The sequence below is a fragment of the Burkholderia sp. AU16741 genome, from assembly GCF_002223345.1.
Lineage (GTDB): Bacteria > Pseudomonadota > Gammaproteobacteria > Burkholderiales > Burkholderiaceae > Burkholderia > Burkholderia sola.
On record NZ_NKEZ01000003.1, the window covers coordinates 1,240,733 to 1,257,814 of the forward strand.

Annotated in this window: 17 protein-coding genes and 1 riboswitch; of the genes, 10 read left to right on the plus strand and 7 right to left on the minus strand. The window is 70.6% G+C overall.

The features are described from left to right. The first annotated feature begins 17 nt into the window (after positions 1–17). Positions 18–650: a DUF1993 family protein gene (locus CFB89_RS08130; protein ID WP_089467956.1), complete on the plus strand. Its 633-nt coding sequence runs from the start codon at positions 18–20 to the stop codon at positions 648–650. Between the two features lie 26 nt (positions 651–676). Then, positions 677–1,003 (plus strand): low molecular weight protein tyrosine phosphatase family protein, encoded by a 327-nt coding sequence (locus tag CFB89_RS08135; protein ID WP_089467426.1) that lies wholly within the window; start codon positions 677–679, stop codon positions 1,001–1,003. Between the two features lie 39 nt (positions 1,004–1,042). Here the strand turns inward: CFB89_RS08135 and CFB89_RS08140 are convergent, their stop codons facing one another. Both CFB89_RS08140 and CFB89_RS08145 read right to left on the minus strand, forming a co-directional pair. Beyond that, positions 1,043–1,465: an NUDIX hydrolase gene (locus tag CFB89_RS08140; protein WP_089467427.1), complete on the minus strand. Its 423-nt coding sequence runs from the start codon at positions 1,463–1,465 to the stop codon at positions 1,043–1,045. 152 nt (positions 1,466–1,617) lie between these two features. Further along, entirely contained in the window at positions 1,618–1,878 is a 261-nt protein-coding gene (locus CFB89_RS08145; RefSeq protein WP_089467428.1) for a hypothetical protein, read from the minus strand. Positions 1,879–2,156: 278 nt separating this feature from the next. Between CFB89_RS08145 and CFB89_RS08150 the strand changes: the two genes are divergently transcribed. The 4 genes from CFB89_RS08150 (at position 2,157) to CFB89_RS08165 (ending at position 6,869) form a co-directional block, all read left to right on the plus strand. Continuing rightward, positions 2,157–3,320 carry a CaiB/BaiF CoA-transferase family protein gene (locus tag CFB89_RS08150; protein WP_089467429.1) on the plus strand — a complete coding sequence of 388 codons (1,164 nt, stop codon included), beginning with the start codon at positions 2,157–2,159 and terminating at the stop codon, positions 3,318–3,320. A gap of 134 nt (positions 3,321–3,454) precedes the next feature. After that, the gene (locus CFB89_RS08155; protein WP_089467430.1) at positions 3,455–4,756 is read left to right on the plus strand and encodes a CitMHS family transporter; all 1,302 of its coding nucleotides are present in this window, start codon (positions 3,455–3,457) and stop codon (positions 4,754–4,756) included. A gap of 142 nt (positions 4,757–4,898) precedes the next feature. Continuing rightward, a complete protein-coding gene (locus CFB89_RS08160; RefSeq protein WP_089467431.1) occupies positions 4,899–6,065 on the plus strand; it encodes an acyl-CoA dehydrogenase family protein in 1,167 nt (388 codons plus the stop codon). A 60-nt stretch (positions 6,066–6,125) separates the two neighbouring features. After that, on the plus strand, positions 6,126–6,869 hold the full coding sequence (locus tag CFB89_RS08165) for an IclR family transcriptional regulator (protein WP_089467432.1): 744 nt from the start codon (positions 6,126–6,128) through the stop codon (positions 6,867–6,869). Positions 6,870–6,954: 85 nt separating this feature from the next. On the opposite strand, the gene CFB89_RS08170 is transcribed toward CFB89_RS08165, so the two are convergent. The 5 genes from CFB89_RS08170 to cobG form a co-directional block, all read right to left on the minus strand. Beyond that, entirely contained in the window at positions 6,955–8,310 is a 1,356-nt protein-coding gene (locus CFB89_RS08170; protein WP_089467433.1) for a chitinase, read from the minus strand. Between the two features lie 365 nt (positions 8,311–8,675). Continuing rightward, on the minus strand, positions 8,676–10,397 hold the full coding sequence (gene cobJ, locus CFB89_RS08175) for a precorrin-3B C(17)-methyltransferase (RefSeq protein ID WP_089467434.1): 1,722 nt from the start codon (positions 10,395–10,397) through the stop codon (positions 8,676–8,678). Next, positions 10,394–11,128, minus strand: a complete 735-nt coding sequence (locus tag CFB89_RS08180; protein ID WP_089467435.1) for a precorrin-2 C(20)-methyltransferase — start codon at positions 11,126–11,128, stop codon at positions 10,394–10,396. Before CFB89_RS08180 ends, cobJ begins: the two co-directional genes overlap by 4 nt. Then, positions 11,125–11,751: a precorrin-8X methylmutase gene (locus tag CFB89_RS08185; RefSeq protein ID WP_089467436.1), complete on the minus strand. Its 627-nt coding sequence runs from the start codon at positions 11,749–11,751 to the stop codon at positions 11,125–11,127. The genes CFB89_RS08180 and CFB89_RS08185 overlap by 4 nt, the downstream gene beginning before the upstream one ends. Then, on the minus strand, positions 11,744–13,105 hold the full coding sequence (gene cobG, locus CFB89_RS08190) for a precorrin-3B synthase (protein WP_306427121.1): 1,362 nt from the start codon (positions 13,103–13,105) through the stop codon (positions 11,744–11,746). The genes CFB89_RS08185 and cobG overlap by 8 nt, the downstream gene beginning before the upstream one ends. Positions 13,106–13,211: 106 nt before the next feature. Then, positions 13,212–13,403: riboswitch (cobalamin riboswitch) on the minus strand. Positions 13,404–13,463: 60 nt separating this feature from the next. Here cobG and CFB89_RS08195 point away from each other — a divergent pair. The 4 genes from CFB89_RS08195 to CFB89_RS08210 all read left to right on the plus strand — a co-directional run bounded on the left by CFB89_RS08195 (position 13,464) and on the right by CFB89_RS08210 (position 17,058). Beyond that, positions 13,464–13,847 (plus strand): hypothetical protein, encoded by a 384-nt coding sequence (locus tag CFB89_RS08195; RefSeq protein ID WP_144030074.1) that lies wholly within the window; start codon positions 13,464–13,466, stop codon positions 13,845–13,847. 123 nt (positions 13,848–13,970) lie between these two features. Continuing rightward, positions 13,971–15,242 carry a precorrin-6y C5,15-methyltransferase (decarboxylating) subunit CbiE gene (cbiE, locus tag CFB89_RS08200; RefSeq protein ID WP_089467439.1) on the plus strand — a complete coding sequence of 424 codons (1,272 nt, stop codon included), beginning with the start codon at positions 13,971–13,973 and terminating at the stop codon, positions 15,240–15,242. Then, positions 15,242–16,330 carry a cobalt-precorrin-5B (C(1))-methyltransferase gene (locus tag CFB89_RS08205; RefSeq protein WP_089467440.1) on the plus strand — a complete coding sequence of 363 codons (1,089 nt, stop codon included), beginning with the start codon at positions 15,242–15,244 and terminating at the stop codon, positions 16,328–16,330. Before cbiE ends, CFB89_RS08205 begins: the two co-directional genes overlap by 1 nt. Continuing rightward, positions 16,327–17,058: a cobalt-precorrin-6A reductase gene (locus CFB89_RS08210; protein ID WP_089467441.1), complete on the plus strand. Its 732-nt coding sequence runs from the start codon at positions 16,327–16,329 to the stop codon at positions 17,056–17,058. Before CFB89_RS08205 ends, CFB89_RS08210 begins: the two co-directional genes overlap by 4 nt. Positions 17,059–17,082: the final 24 nt, after the last annotated feature.

Here is a 17,082-nt window from a genome sequence, read left to right on the forward strand (position 1 = left end):
GTCTGCGCGCGGCGAGGATGCGGGTTCGCGCCGACGCTGCTATCGTTGGACGAGAACCCCAGCACAGGAGCGCACGCGTGTCACTGACCCAACTTCTCGTTCCGACCTATACCCAGATGCTGCGCGCACTGTCCGCGTGGCTCGACAAGGCCATCGCGCACCGGCAGGCCGCGGGCGACGAGCCCGACGCGGCGATGACGCTGAGGCTCGCGCCCGACATGTATCCGCTCGCCGCGCAGGTGCGCTTCTCGTGTTTCCAGGCGATGGAGCCGGTTCACCGGCTGCGCGGCGAACCGCTGCCGGCGGCATTGCTCGCGTTGCGCGAGGCGGGCTGGAACGCCGATGCGCAACCGGGCTCGCCGGCCGATGCGCAGGCGCTCATCGCCGGCACGCTCGCCTTTCTCGGCGAACTCGCACCGGATGCGCTCGATGGCGGCGCAACGCTGCCGATCCCTCTCGAGATGTCGAACGGGATCGCGTTCGACATGACCGGCGAACAGTACGCGCGCGACTGGGCGCTGCCGCAGTTCTACTTTCACGCGATCGCCGCGGACGCGATCCTGCGCCATCACGGCGTCGAACTCGGCAAGGCCGATTACGTGCCGCACATGCTCGCGTACGTGCGGCAGGGCACGATTCCGCAGGGTTGAGCCGGCTCCAGGCGGCGTGAAGCGACATGGCACGCGCTCTGTTCATCTGCAGCCGCAACCGGCTGCGCAGCCCGACGGCCGAAGCGGTGTTCGCCGCGTGGCCGGGCATCGAAACCGATTCCGCGGGCCTCGCGCCCGACGCGGACGTGCGGTTGTCCGCCGAGCAACTCGACTGGGCGGACATCGTGTTCGTGATGGAGCGCGCGCACAAAGCGCGACTGTCGGCGCAATTCGGCGCGCATCTGAAGCACCGGAAGATCGTCTGCCTCGATATCCCCGACCGCTACGCGTTCATGCAGCCCGAACTCGTCGCGCTGCTCGAACGCAAGGCCGGGCCGTTCCTGCGCGGGTAATCGGCGCCATCCGTGCTCGAGTCCGGGCCGGGATCGACCTCAGCGAAGGGGCGGGCTCGCGAATGCGGAAAAACAGTCGAGCCGCAGCAGCTCGATGATCCTGCGTGTCGGCACGCTCGCCCGGAGCGTGTCGAGCCGGTCGACGGCGAACCACTTGCAGTGGGCGATCTCGTTGCTCGCGCGCGGTGTCAGGTGCGCCGGCACGTCGGCCACGAACACGTGATGCAGCTTCGTCAGCCCGCCGAACTGCACCGCGTAGTCGAGCGCGAGCCCCTCCAGCCGCGTTTCCTCCGCGAGCTCCCGCCGCGCGGCTTCGAGCGGCGTCTCGCCGCGCCGGATCGTGCCGCCCGGCAGCGACCAGCGCGCGGCGGTGCGCGCGACCAGCAGCACGCTGCTGCGCTGACGGCACACGATCGTGGCGCGCTCCTTGATAACGGCGAGGGTATCCGGCCCGGTGCTCATGGTCTGGCAAGACAGGTGCTGAAGCGTGGAGAGAAGTGCACGCCGGCGGCCGTTGTCCGACAGCAGGCGGCGACGGCATGCAAGCCGCCGCGCCGATGTTACCGGCCGTTCGTGACAGTTCCGTGCACTGCCGTCGCGCCACGGACGGCCACTCATGCGTGCGTGTAGATCCCGCTGCGCGTCGGCTTCGCATGGCGCGAACGGCGGCGCGTGTGAACGGCACGCCGGTGATGAGGCGACGGCGCCGTGACATGCCGGCGTGCGGGCGCGGGCCGGGCGGTGGACGCGCTAGCGTGCGGCGCGGCGCCCGGCATCCCGGTTTGTCCTTCGCCGAAATGGAAAGTCTGGTTTTGCGCGTGCGCGACGCCCAGCATCGACGCCAGCACGAAGGCCGCCAGCCACAATCGTTTCATGAATATTCCGCCTAGTATCGTCCGGGATGAACGTGGGCCGCCAGCTTAACGAACGGCGGGGCGTCACCGCAACCGGCCCGCGTTCGGCGTCGTCGCTATTGGCGAGCAACGACGTGACCCGCGGGGCAGCCGGGGTCCATCCGGGGTTGACAATGCAATTCCTGAGTGTGAATATAAATTCACACACAAGAATTATTTGTCGAATCCGGAGAAGCGGAGCGCAAGTGCCGGGCCACCGGAACCGGCAGTCCGATCGACCGGAACCAGGAGCGAGACGCATGGCGGAACACGAGCAGCAGGGCGCGCTGGCGGGATTGCGCATCATCGATCTGTCGCGGGTGCTGGGCGGCCCGTACGCGACCCAGATTCTCGCCGACCACGGCGCGGAGGTAATCAAGGTCGAACCGCCATCCGGCGACGAGACGCGCACGTGGGGCCCGCCGTTCGACGGCGACACCGCGTCGTATTTCCTCGGCGTGAACCGCAACAAGCTCGGCATCGCGCTCGACCTGACGCAGCCGGCCGATCGCGAGCGGCTGCTCGGCCTGCTCGAACACGCGGATGCGCTGGTCGAGAACTTCAAGATCGGCACGATGGAGCGCTGGGGGCTCGGGTTCGACGCGCTGCATGCGCGGTTTCCGCGCCTCGTTTATTGCCGCGTGTCGGGTTTCGGCGCGGACGGCCCGCTCGGCGGGCTGCCGGGCTACGACGCGGCCGTGCAGGCGCTCGCGGGGCTGATGAGCGTCAACGGCGAAGCCGGCGGCGCACCGCTGCGCGTCGGCGTGCCGATCGTCGATCTCGTCACGGGGCTGAACGCGGCGCTCGGCGTGCTGATGGCGCTGCGCGAACGCGACGCGAGCGGGCGCGGCCAGTTCGTCGAATCGACGCTGTTCGACTGCGCGCTGTCGATCCTGCATCCGCATACGCCGAACTTCTTCCATTCGGGCAACGCGCCCGTGCGCACCGGCAACGCGCATCCGAACATCACGCCGTACGACAGTTTTCCGACGGCGGGCGCCGACATCTTCCTGGCGGTGGGCAACACCGGGCAGTTCGCGGCACTGTGCGACGTGCTCGGCACGCGCGACTGGCTCGACGATCCGCGATTCGCCGACAACCGCGCGCGCAGCCAGCACCGCGCCGCGCTGCGCACGCTGCTCGAAACGGCGCTGGCCGCGCACGACGGCGCGACACTCGCCGAGCACCTGATGCGCCGCGGCGTGCCGTGCGCGCCCGTGCTCGGGCTCGACGCGGCGCTCGACCATCCGCATGTCGCGCACCGGCAGATGAAGGTCGAACTGGGCCGGCATCGCGGCATCGCGTCGCCGATCAAGCTCGGCCGCACGCCGGCCACGTACCGGCGGCCGCCGCCCGCGCTGAACGAACATGCGGCGCAGGTGTTTGCGGGCGATAACGGCAACGACGGCCCCCGCCGCACCTGACCGGCATCGCCGCCGCCAGCCGTGCCGTACCGCGGCGCAGGGCCGCGCGCGCCGGCATCCCCCCATTCGGACATCACGCCGGCCCGCGCATCGACCCGCATCGACCTGCGCACCGGCTGAAGAGGAGACGCATCATGCTCGCATGGATCGGCGCGATCGCCATCGTCGCGCTGTTCGGCCTGATCATCACGAAGCGGTTGTCGCCGCTCGTCGCGCTGATCGTCGTGCCGGTGGCCGCGTCGCTCGCGGCCGGTTTCGGGTTGCAGACCGGCAAGTTCATCGTGCACGGCGTACAGAACATCGGCCCGATCGCCGGGATGTTCGTTTTTGCGATTCTGTTTTTCGGGATCCTCACCGATGCGGGGATGCTCGATCCGATCATCGCGGGTGTGCTGCGCGTGATCGGCTGCCATCCGCCGCGCATCGTGATGGGCTCGGCGCTGCTCGCGCTGCTGATCCATCTCGACGGTTCGGGCGCGGTCACGTTTCTCGTCACGCTGCCCGCGATGATGCCGCTCTACACGCGGCTCGGAATGGATCGCCGCATCCTCGCGTGCGTCGCGTCGATGGCGGCCGGCGTCAACTTCCTGCCGTGGGTCGGGCCGATGCTGCGCGCGTCGGCCGCACTGCACATTCCCGGTTCGGCGATCTTCACGCCGATGATTCCGGTGCAGATCGTCGGGCTCGCGTTCGTGTTCGGCACCGCGTGGGTGCTCGGCGTGCGCGAGGCGAAACGGCTCGGGCTCGACCGTGCCGGCGCGGCCGCGCTCGCGATCGCGCCGCGCGAGCTGACCGACGCCGAACGCGCATTGCGCCGGCCGGGACGCTTCGGGATCAACGTCGCACTGACGCTGGTCGTGCTCGTCACGCTGGTGTCGGGCATCGTCGACCCGATGGTGATGTTCATGCTCGGCACGGTCGCCGCGCTGGTGATCAACTATCCGGACGTGCGGGCGCAGCGCGAGCGGATCGACGCGCATGCGAAGGCCGCACTGATGATGGCGAGCGTGCTCCTCGCGGCCGGCGCGTTCACCGGCATCATGTCCGGCACCGGGATGCTGAAGGCGATGGCCGAAGTCGTCGTTGCGCACGTGCCCGTCGAGCATGCACGCCACATGCCGTTCGTGCTCGGGCTGCTGTCGATGCCGCTCAGCCTGCTGTTCGATCCCGATTCGTTCTACTTCGGCGTGCTGCCGGTGCTCGCGGAGAGCGGCAAGCTGCTCGGCGTGCCGCCGATCCAGATGGCGCAGGCCGCGCTGCTCGGCCAGATGACGACGGGTTTTCCGGTGAGCCCGCTCACGCCCGCGACGTTCCTGATCGTCGGCCTGACCGGCGTCGAGCTCGCCGAGCACCAGAAATTCACGATTCCGTTCCTGCTGGCCGCCACCGTGCTGATGGTCTTCGCCGCGGTGATCGTGGGCGTGTTTCCGTTGTGAGCGCCCGGGACCTGCCGCTTCGTGCCGATGCTTCCGGCGCGCAATCCCGCGCAAGACCGTCGTGCGAAGCGGAAACCCTGGCGCCCCCTGGCATTTTCTTGAGAGCGGCGCGGCCGCTCGGCTTTTTCCGGGAGAGCAATCCATGCAGTTCGACCTGACCGACGACCAGCGCGCGATCGAAAGCGCGATCGAGAAAATCTGCGCGCGCTTCGGCGACGACTACTGGCTCGGACGCGATCGCGCGGGCGGGTTTCCGGCCGATTTCCACGCGGCGCTCGCCGAGGCCGGCTGGCTCGGCATCGCGATGGACCCGGCCTACGGCGGCGCCGGGCTCGGGATGACCGAGGCCGCGCTGATGATGCGCGCGATCAGCGCGTCGGGCGCCGGCCTGTCGGGCGCGTCGGCCGTCCACATGAACATCTTCGGGCTGAACCCGGTGCAGGTGTTCGGCAACGACGCGCAGAAGGCGCGCTTCCTGCCGCCGCTGATCGCGGGGCGCGACAAGGCGTGCTTCGCGGTGACCGAACCCGACGCGGGCCTCGACACCACGCACCTGAGCACGCAGGCGTGCCGCGACGGCGATCACTACGTGCTGAGCGGGCGCAAGATCTGGATCTCGACCGCGCAGGTGGCGAACAAGATGCTGATCATCGCGCGCACGACGCCGCTCGACCAGGTCGCGAAGCCGACCGACGGGCTGAGCCTGTTCTATACCGACCTCGATCGTACCCGCATCGAGGTGCGCGAAATCGACAAGATGGGCCGCAAGGCGGTCGATTCGAACATGCTGTTCATCGACAACCTGCGCGTGTCGCGCGACGACCTGATCGGCAACGAAGGCGACGGTTTCCGCTATCTGCTGCACGGGTTGAACCCCGAACGGATCCTGATCGCGGCCGAGGCGATCGGCCTCGGGCAGGCCGCGCTGCGCCGCGCGACGCAATATGCGTGCGAGCGCGTGGTGTTCGGCCGGCCGATCGGGCAGAACCAGTCGATCCAGCATCCGCTCGCGCAGGCGTGGATGCAGCTCCAGGCCGCGTGGCTGATGGTGATGAAGGCCGCGACGCGCTACGACGCGGGGCAGTCGTGCGGCGCGGAGGCGAACGCCGCGAAATACCTCGGCGCGGAAGCCGCGTTCCAGGCGTGCCAGACGGCGATCGCGACGCACGGCGGGATGGGGTACGCGAAGGAATATCACGTCGAGCGCTATCTGCGCGAGTGTATGATTCCGAGGCTCGCGCCCGTGAGCCCGCAACTGATCCTGTGCTACATCGCGGAGAAGGTGCTCGGGCTGCCGAAGTCGTACTGACCGTACCGCCCCGGCAGGCCGCCCGGCGCGCGGTTTCCCGTTCCGAATCAAGCGCTCGTCATGGACGTCAAACTCGTTGCCCGCACGCTCGACCTGTTCGAGCTGTTCGCCGCCGAACGGCGGCCGCTGCCGCTCACCGAACTCGCGCGCCTGCTCAATGTACCGGCGTCGAGCTGCCTCGCGATGGCGCGCACGCTCGTAAGCCGCGGCTACCTGTACGAAGTGCGCAAGCGCGGCGGCTACTACCCGACGCGGCGCCTGCAGACGGTCGCCGCCGCGATCGATGCGACCGATCCGGTCGTCGACATCGTGCATCCGCACCTCGTCGCGCTGCGCGACGCGAGCCGCGAAACGGCCGTGCTCGGCAAGATCCAGGGCGCGTCGGTCACGTATCTCGACGTCGTCGAATCGGAGCAGGCGATCCGCTATACGCGCCAGCCGGGCGAGCTGCGGCCGCTGCACGCGAACTCGATCGGCAAGGCGATCTTCGCGGAACTCGCGAGCGACGCGCAGCAGGCGCTCGGCGCGCAACTGCCGTTCGAACGCTTTACCGACGCCACGGTGGCCGATCTCCCGTCGCTCGTCGCGCAGGCCGCGCGGTTTCGCGAACTCGGCTGGGCGGAGAACTTCGGCGAGAGCGCGCCCGAGCTGTCGGCGATCGCGGTCGCGCTGACGCTCGACGGCGACTGGTACGGGCTGTCGGTCGTCGGGCCGACCGAGCGGATCCGCCAGCATCGCGACACGCATGCGGCGCTGCTCGTCGACGCGAAGGCGCGGCTGCTGGCCGAACACGCGCGCGGGTAGGGCGGCGGCGCGCGCCGGCGCCGGCGTGCGGTCCCGCCACGCCGGCAACGCCCCGCCGCGCGTCACGCGCGAGCGCGTCGCACCGTCACGACTTCACCCACACGCCGCCCGCGCTCGGGTTGTCGCCCTGCGTCCACCATTTCGCGCAATACTTCGCGCCCTGATACGTCACGCACGTGCCGCCCTGATAGGCGGTCGTCGCCGACCACGTGGGCGTGCCGCCGTTGATCGGCTTCCATACGGCCGCCTGGCCGGGCACGTCGCCCTGCGTCCACCACTGCGCCTGATACGTCGTGCCCTGGTAGGTGACCGTCGCGCCGGCCGTATAGACCTGGCCGGCCGCCCACGGTGCGCCCGGCTGCGGCGTGCCGCCGTCCGAGCCGCCGCCGTAGTTCGGGTCCTGCGTGACGCCCGCGCCCCACTTGCCGTCGAGCTTCTTGAAGATCGTCGCGAACGCGTACGGCTGCTGCGCGACGCCCGAGCAGGTCGGCGACGCATACGTGCCGCCGGACGGGCACGCCTGATCGCGGCCGATCGACCAGTTGCCGAAGAAACCGTAGCCGTTCGCGACGGCCGCGTTCAGCACGGTCTGCGCATTCGCGAGCGTGAAGGTTTCACCCTGCACGTCGTTGACGCCGATCATCGGCGTGACGCCGACCATCTGCCACAGCTGCGCGTTGGTCTTCGGCTGGCCGGCGGATTTGAACGCGGTGTCGAGCTGCGAATAGAGCGCCTGCGCGGCGCTGATCGCGGCGGCGCCCATGTCGATGTTCGCGGGGCCGTAATCCATCGCCATCACGTTGACCGCGTCGAACGTGGCCTTGTTCGCGATGGCCGCGTTGACGACGTTCACGCCGTCCTGCGTGAGCCCGGTCGGCATCGTCGGCAGCGTCAGCGTCACGTGCAGCGGCTTGCCCTTCGCCGCGTAGTCGGCCTGCAGTTGCGCGACCGCCTGAAAGTTGCGCGCGACCGCCGCCGTGTCCTGCTGCGACGCGCCCTCGATGTCGAAGTCGACATGCGTGAGGCCGTACGTGTCGATCACCGTCTGGTACGCGGTCTTCAGCGCGGGGACCGTCGAGCACGCCTGCATCAGCGGCGTGCCGTTCGCACCGCCGAACGACACGGCGACTTCGCCGCCTTTCGCGCGGTAGCTGGCGATCGACGTGGACAGCGCGGTCAGCAGGCCGCCGCTCGCGCCGTTGCCGATCGGCTGCACGCCGCCCCACGACGGCACGCAGCCGTTGCCCGCGACCACGAACGCGAGCGTGAACTGCTGGATGCCCTGGCGCACGCCGATCTGGTCGACCAACGGCGTGGGATAAAGCGTCACGTCGACAAAGGGCGCATAGACGCCGGCACCTTGCGACACGCTCGCCATCGCGAGCAGACAACCCGCGGCAAACGCACGCGGAATGAAACGCGGCAACACATTGTTGTTCATTCTGTGTTCTCCAAGTGGAAGAGGGATACGCTGGCCTGCGTATCGTCGCCGGCGGGAAAAGCACGTGTCCCGCCGGCGGCGTGCCTATCTTGGAGGATTCGCGTCGAATAGGAAACTTAGGTGTTCTTCTTTTTGTTATTCGATTCTCGATACGTAACGAACTTGCCGATTCGGTCGAATATCGAAACGCGCGGAGGGCATTTTTTCCGATCGATCGCACGACGCCGCGCGGATGGACCGGTTCCAGCGAACCGGCGACGCGCCGGCATGTCGATGAACGGCTCGCTCGCACGCCTGTGCGTTCACATTCGTGCGAATGCCGCCGGATGCGGTAGGTATGCGCAACCCGGCGGGCGCAGCGGCGTTCAGCGATACCAGCGCGGCGTATAGACCCATTCGCGTGCGTTGCCGATCGCGAAGCGCCGCGTGGTCGACGAGCCGACGATCACCATCGTGCGCATGTCGACCTGGTCGCCGCGCAGCGCGCCGAGGGTCGTCGTCGAAAGCGTCGCGCCCGGCCGGCCGATGTCGCGGCCGAGCACGACCACCGTCTCGGCCGCGCGATGCGCGCGCACGATGTCGAGCGCCCGGTCGAGCTGCCACGGCCGCGCGCGCGAAATCGGGTTGTAGAACGCCATCACGAGATCGGCTTGCGCCGCGTGCCGCAGACGCGTTTCGATCGCGTCCCACGGCTTCAGGTTGTCCGACAGCGAGATCGCGCAGAAATCGTGGCCGAGCGGTGCGCCGGCCTGCGCGGCCGTCGCGAGCGACGCCGAGATGCCGGGCTCCACGCGCAGGTCGACCGCGGCCCAGTGCGGGTCGCGGGCTTCATCGAGCGCTTCGAGCACGGCCGCCGCCATCGCGAACACGCCGGGGTCGCCCGACGACACGACCGCGACGCGCCGGCCCTCGGCCGCCAGTTCGAACGCATGGCGCGCGCGCTGCATTTCCTCGCGATTGTCGGTGCCGTGCACGCGCTGGTCCGCCCGAAACGGGCTGGCCATGTTCACGTAGGTCGTATAGCCGAGGATGTCGGTCGCGTCCGCGAGCGCGGCGCGCGCGGCCGGCGTGAGCCAGGCGCCGCCGCCCGGGCCGAGGCCGAGTACCGTCAGGCGGCCGCGCGCGCGGCCGAGCGTGGCCGGATCGACCGGATGGGATGCGATCGCGCACGCGAGGCCGTTCGATGCTTCACGCAGTGTGTGGGCGACGCGTAATGCGCGGCCGAGCAGCGTGGCGGCGTCCGCGGGCGTGTCGCGATCGGGACCGCTATCGTCATCGACGAAACGCAGCGGCACGTCGAGCGTGTGCGCCGCTTCTTCCAGCGCGGGTTCGCCGATCGCCGACGCGGGCGCGACGATGGCCGCGAGCGCCAGCCGCGCGAGGCCCTGGGCGTCGAGCGTGGCTGCGATGCGCGCGGCCAGCGCTTCGTCTGCATGCACGACATCCGCCGCGACGCCGACCACCACGCTGCGCGGATGAATCACGAGTTCGTCGTGCGCGCCGCGCCACGCATCGGGCGTCACGCGAATCGCGTGTGCGGCCGCGGCATCGCGCGGCAGCGCGACGTCGTCGAGCCACGGCGCGGCGCCGTCGATGCGCGTCGACGCGCCCGCGAGCAGGTCGGACACGAAGCGCTTGCCCTGCGCGAGATCGGCGAGCGCATAGCCTTCCGGCGGATTGAGCACGCACGCGCCGAAGCGCAGTTCGCCGCTCGTCGTGATCGCCGGCGCGACGCCCACGCATTCGGCGATTTCGCGCGCGATCACGTTGACGCCCGTCAGCCCGCCGAGCAGCGGCACGACGGCCGAGCCGTCCTCCGCGACCGCGAGCACCGGCGGCTCGACGCCCTTGTCGGCGAGTGCGGGCGCGAGGCAGCGGATCACGATGCCGGCCGCGCACAGCGCGACGATCGGCGAGCCGCGCGCATAGAGTTCACGCAGATGCGCGCCGAGTTCGTCGAACGGCACGTCGGCGTCGACGCGCGACGCGAGACCATGCACGCGCGCGCCCGGGTAACGCGCCTGGATACGTCGCGCGGTATCGAGCGCGCCCGCGCCGAGTATCACGATCGCGGGCGGCGTCGTCATCCTTGCCATTTTTCCCCCGGCACGACGAGCAGCGAGAAATATGGCGACGCCATCGGATCGACTTCGTCGAGCGGCACGATGCGCTGGTTCGCCATCGTCGCGCGCTCGACGTACAGCGCGCGCTTCGCGAGCCCGAGTGCGTCGAGCACGCGCCGCACCTTGTCGAAGTTGCGGCCGAGCTTCATCACGACGGCCGCGTCGGCCCGCGCGAGCCGCTCGCGCAGTTCGTGCTCGGGCAGCACGCCCGACAGCACCGACAGGCTCTGGTTGCGATAGACGAGCGGCTGGCCGAGCACGGCCGTGCCGCCGAGCATCGCGCACACGCCCGGGATCACCTCGGTCTCGTAGCGCGGCGCGAGGCGGTCGTGCAGGTACATGTACGAGCCATAGAAGAACGGGTCGCCTTCGCAGATCACCGCGACGTCGCGGCCTGCATCGAGGTGCGCGGCGACGATCTCGGCCGCGGTGTCGTAGAAATCGGCGATCACCGTCTCGTAGCACAGCGGCGGCGGCAGTGCCTCGGTCGTCACCGGGTAGACGAGCGGCAGTTGCGTCTGCCCGTCGAGCAGGTGCGCCTCGACGATGCCGTACGCGTTGCCTTTCTTGCCCTTCGCGACGAAATACGCGACCACGGACGCCGCCTGCAGCACGCGCAGCGCCTTGATCGTCATCAGTTCGGGGTCGCCGGGGCCGACCCCGACGCCGAACAGCCGCCCACGCGCGCGCGTCATTCGACCTCCGTCGCGAGCGCATTCACCGCGGCGGCGGCCATCGCGCTGCCGCCGCGCCGGCCGAGCAGCGTGACGTACGGCACGCCGCGGCTGTCGGCGTCGAGCGCCGCCTTCGATTCGGCCGCGCCGATGAAGCCGACCGGGAAACCGAGGATCAGCGCGGGGCGCGGCGCGCCGGCATCGATCATGTCGAGCAGGTGGAACAGCGCGGTCGGCGCGTTGCCGATCACGACGACGCTGCCCGCGAGATGCGGACGCCACAGTTCGAGCGCGGCGGCCGAGCGCGTGTTGCCGACGCGTTGCGCGAGGTCGGGCACCTCCGGCTCGCCGAGCGTGCAGATCACGCGGTTGGCCGCGGGCAGCCGCGCGCGCGTGATGCCTTCGGCGACCATTCTCGCGTCGCACAGGATCGGCGCGCCGGCCGCGAGCGCGGTCCGGCCGGCCGTGCCGGCGCCGGCGGAAAAACGCAGGTCGTACACGACGTCGACCATCCCGCTCGCGTGGATCACGCGTACCGCGAGTTTCTCGAGATCGGGCGGCACCTGCGACAGGTCGGCCTCGGCGCGGATCGTCGCGAACGACTGGCGGTAGATTTCCTGCCCGTCGCGAATGTAGTCAAGCATCGGTGGTGTCCTGGCTGCGCCGCGCGTCCATGAGTCGGACCGCGGCCTGGTCAATCGTCAGACGGCGCGCGAGCGGGGCGCCGAGGCCCGCGGCCGCGTTGCGCCGATAAAGGTCGTAGTGTTCGGGCGCCACCGCGACGAGCGTATGCGTGGCAGGGTGCGGCAGCGCGCAGTGGCGTTCGCAACCGGTCAGATGCACGTCGAGCGGATGGCCGATGCGCGCGGCAAGCACGCGCGCGTCGTGTTTCGTGTCGGCGCGCGCTTTCGCGCAGCCCGCGCTGCCGGTGCAGGCAACGAGGGTCGCCAGCGGGTCGGACGCCGCGCACACGAGGCCGAGCGACGCGAGGGCTTCGCGCGTCGCCGCCGCACGCTCGTTCGGCACGCCGTGCATGAACACCCCTTGCCACGGCGTCATCGACAGCGTGCCGTCGCCGTCGGCTTCGGCCAGCGCGGCGAGCCGCTCCAGTTGCGCCGCGTCGAGCCGCCCGAGCGCGAATTGCGCGCCGACGCTGCAGCGCGCCGCGTCGCGCGACGGGTATGCGCCGAAACGCGACGCGGGGTCGGCACGCGTGCGTCGCCAGCCGGCAAGCGTCGGATCGGCCGCGAGCGGGAAGGGCAGGTAGCGTTGCGCGCGCTCGAGCAGGGCGGGTTCGCCGCACGTCGACAGCAGCGCGCGCATCCGCGCGACGTCGGCCGGCGCGAGATCGAGGAACGCGAGCAGCAGCGCGCGAACCAGTGCGACGCCTTGATCGATCGACACGTCGACCGACGCGGGCCGGTCGCCGTGCGCCACCGGCGGACAGCCGGCCAGCCCCGCCGCGAGACGTACCGCGCCGTCGCCGCGACGCCACGCGGCGAGCCAGATGTCGTGCGGATGATCGAGCGCCGCGACCGCTTCGCCGCCGTCGAGCTGGATCGAGAATTTCGGCGACAGTTCGCCGCGGCGCGGCTCGCTCGCGAGCATGTCGAGCAGCGGCACGGCGAGCGCACGGCTATCGACGAGCGCGGCCGCGTCGTGCCCGGCGAGCGGGCTGAGCAACACGTTGCGGACGTCGTCGCTCGCCGCGAGCGCGGCCGCATCGAAGGCGGTATTGTCGGCGCTCGTACGCGGGCCGAGCCCCGCGTCGAGCAGCGCGCGCGCGAGCGCATCGGCCGCGCCGTCGCGAATGCCGCGCAACTGGAGATTCGCGCGATTGGTCGCATCGATCTCGCCGGAGCCGTACCGGCGCGCGGCGGCGGCGATCGCGCGCGCCTGGCGCGCGTCGAGCCGGCCGCCTGGCAACTTGATCCGGCACAGCCCGCCGTCGGCGGCCGCGACCACGCGCACGAGCCCCGGGCAAGCCGACGGGCGCACGACGGGCGACGCAGGAATCGAATCGGGGGCGGAACTCAACGGGATACCGGAACAGTGTGGCGCCGCGGCCAACGCATCGGTACACCCCGCCCGACGCCGACTGGCACGCACGCACTTTCTGGCCGGCAGGTCTCCTGGCTGACAGGTCGGCGCCGCCTCCCGGCCTTCCCGGTGAAACCAGTGGCATGAGGGGGAGATCGGCTCGCTGTCTACAGTTGCGGGGGCAGCCACAGCGGCGCGCGGTGCGCCCTGTGTTCCCTCTTCGGCCCCGAGGGGCACCGGCGAACGAACGGCCGTAGGATACCCGATTTTCGCGGCGATCCTGCATCGGCGGTGTGCGCTGCAACGGTGTCGCAGCATGGCTGTGACGACCGGCGTGCGGTTGCGCGGATGGTACGATTGGCGGCTCGACATTCGATCGGCGCGACGCCCGGTATCCGCGATGATGAAACTCGGCAGGACGGAGCTGTTCGGCATCGGAATCGCACTGGCCTTGCTGGGCCTGCCCGCATGGATGATGCTCGCGGGCATGCTGATTCCGTTTGCGCCGTCCGCCGAATGGCCGAAGAATGTCGGGCTCGCCGGCCTCGCGGCGCCGATCGCGGCAGGTGGAACCTACCTGTTCAGGAAAGGCGGCGTGCGACCGCTCGCATGGCTGCTGCTCGGCTGGCTGCTGGTCGCGGCGATCGCCGGACTGTATCTGGCGATGGTGATGTGGATCGGCGGCACGCCGCGCGGCTGACCAGGAGCGTGGCGGCATCGTCCGTGGCGCCAATGCCGCGGCACGGAAACGGATCGATGCGCGGCAGCTCGGCGGCTGCGCATCGCTACACACGGTATGAAATCGAACGATGGGGAAGGGTGCATGACGGCGTGGCTGACGGTAGTGGGCATCGGCGACGACGGTTACGCGGGGCTCGGACGCCACGCGCGGCGCGCGTTGCTCGATGCGACGCATGTGGTTGGCGCGAAACGGCATCTCGACATGCTGCCCGCGCGGCTGCGCGCCGAGCGCGAAGCATGGCCGTCGCCGTTCGACCTGTCGGGGCTGCTCGCGCGCCGCGGCGCGCCCGTGTGCGTGCTCGCGAGCGGCGACCCGATGCTGTTCGGCGTTGGCGCGACGCTCGCCCGCGAGCTTTCCCCGGACGAATGGCGCGTCCTGCCGGCGCCGTCGTCGCTGTCGCTCGCGGCCGCACGCCTGGGCTGGGCGCTGCAGGACGTCGGTGCGGTCTCGCTCGTCGGGCGTCCGCTCGCGACGCTGGCCCGCCACCTGCTGCCGGGCCGGCGCCTGTTCGTGTTGAGCGCCGACGGCCGCACGCCGGCCGCGGTCGCCGCCGAACTTGCCGCCCGCGGCTTCGGGCCGACGCGCATCAGCGTATTCGAACATCTGGGCGGCCCGCTCGAGCGGCGGATCGACGGCCTCGCGCAAGACTGGAACATCGACGAAACCGCCGCGCTCAATCTCGTCGCGCTCGCCTGTCGGGCGAGCCCCGACGCGCCGCGCCGCGCGCTCACGCCCGGGCTGCCCGACGACGCGTACCGCCACGACGGCCAGCTCACCAAGCGCGACCTGCGCGCGATGACGCTCGGTCGCCTCGCGCCCGCGGCCGGCGAATTGCTGTGGGACGTCGGCGCCGGCAGCGGCTCGATCGGCATCGAATGGATGCGCGCGCATCCATCCTGCCAGGCGATCGCAATCGAAGCGCATGCGGAACGGCAGCGCTTCATCGAACACAACCGCGATACGCTCGGCGTGCCGGGCCTGCAACTCGTTTCAGGCCGTGCGCCCGATGCGCTCGCGGGGCTCGCCGCGCCCGACGCGATCTTCGTCGGCGGCGGCGCGACGGCGCCCGGCGTGCTCGACACGTGCTGGGCGTCGCTGAAACCCGGTGGGCGGCTGGTCGCGAACGCGGTGACGCTGCAAGGCGAGATGGCGCTCGCCGCGTGGCGCGATGCGCACGGCGGCACGCTCACGCGCGTGTCGCTCGCGCACGCCGAACCGCTCGGCCGTTTCGACACGTGGCGGCAACCGCTGCCGGTCACGCTGTACGACGTGCGCAAACCCGACACGACAGACGCAGCCGACGCGGCCGGCTCGTCGAATATGTCGAATCCGTCGAACCCAATGGACGCGTGATGCGCGACGAAACCCCCGAACAGCCCGCGCCGCTGCGCTTCGGCTACACGACCGGCAGCTGCGCGACCGCGACGTCGCTCGCGGCCGCGCGGCTGCTGCTCGCGGGCCACGCGGACGACGCGGTCGAGATCGTGCTGCCGAAGGGGCAGCGCGTGATGATGCGGCTCGAATTCTGCCGCGCCACGGCTGAGGGGGCCGAAGCCGGCACGATCAAGGATGCCGGCGACGATCCGGACGTCACGCACGGCGCGCTGGTCTTCGCGCGCGTCGCGCTCGCGGCGGCGCCCGGCGTGCGTTTTCATGCGGGGCCGGGCGTCGGCACGGTCACGCGCGCGGGGCTCACGCTGCCGGTCGGCGAACCGGCGATCAACCCGGTGCCGCGCCAGATGATGACCACGCACCTGGAAGCGCTCGCCGCCGAACACGGTTACACGGCCGGTTTCGACGTGACGATCGGCGTCGAAGGCGGCGAGGCGCTCGCGCTGAAGACGATGAACCCGCGCCTGGGTATCGTCGGCGGGCTGTCGATCCTCGGCACGACCGGCATCGTGCGGCCGTTTTCGTGTTCGGCCTATATCGCGTCGATTCATCAGGGTATCGACGTCGCACGGGCGAACGGTATCGCGCACATCGCCGCCTGCACGGGCAACGCGAGCGAGGATGCGATGCGCGCGCACTACCGTCTGCCCGACATGGCGCTGATCGAGATGGGCGATTTCGCGGGCGCGGTGCTCAAGCACCTGCGGCGCGCGCCGGTCGCGCGCCTGTCGATGTGCGGCGGCTTCGGCAAGCTGAGCAAGCTCGCGGCCGGCCATCTCGACCTGCACAGCCGCCATTCGAGCATCGATCTGCCGCTGCTCGCGCAGTGGGCGGCCGAAGCCGGCGCGAGCGAGGCGTTGCAGGCGACGATGCGCGCTGCGAACACGAGCCAGGAAGCGTTGAAACTCGCGCAGGCCGACGGCGTGCCGCTCGGCGATCTCGTCTGCACGCATGCGCTGCGGGTGGCGCGCGACATCGTGCCGCCGTCGGTCGCGGTCGAGATGTTCGCGATCGACCGGCAAGGCCGTTTCGTCGGGGAGGCGCGATGAGTCCACGCATTCTGCTGCTCGGCGGCACCGGCGATGCGCTGAAAATCGCGCGCGCGCTCGGCCCGCATCACGTCTACAGTCTCGCCGGTCTAGGCAAGACGCCCGACGATCTGCGCTGCGACGTACGCGTCGGCGGTTTCGGCGGCGCAGCCGGGTTGACCGCGTATCTTCGCAGCGCCGGCATCGGCCTCGCGATCGACGCCACCCATCCGTACGCCGCGCAAATCAGCGCGAACGCCGCGACGGCGACGCGCGACGCAGGCGTGCCGCTATGGGCGCTGCGCCGCGCGCCGTGGACGCCCCAGCCGGGCGACGACTGGCGGATGGTCGACGACTGGGCCGGCATCGAGGCCGCGCTCGCGCCGTTCAGGCGCCCGCTGTTCACGCTCGGCCGCGAGCCGCTCGCGCATCTCGATGCGATCCCGCCGCACCAGTTCTGGCTCGTGCGCTGCCTCGATGCGCATCCCGGCAACGCCCGCGCGCAGGTGCTCGCCGCGCGCGGGCCGTTCACACCCGACGGCGAGCGTGCGCTGTTCGCGCTGGCGGGCATCGACGTCGTCGTCAGCAAGAACAGCGGCGGCGCGGCCACCGAGGCCAAGCTCGACGTCGCGCGCGAACGCAGGCTGCCGGTCGTGATGCTGCGCCGGCCGCCGCTGCCCGATGCCGACCGCGCGTTCGACTCGGTCACGGCGCTCGTCGATGCACTCGATCCGGCCGCGCGCGCGTGACGCGACGCAGCGGGCCATCCCACG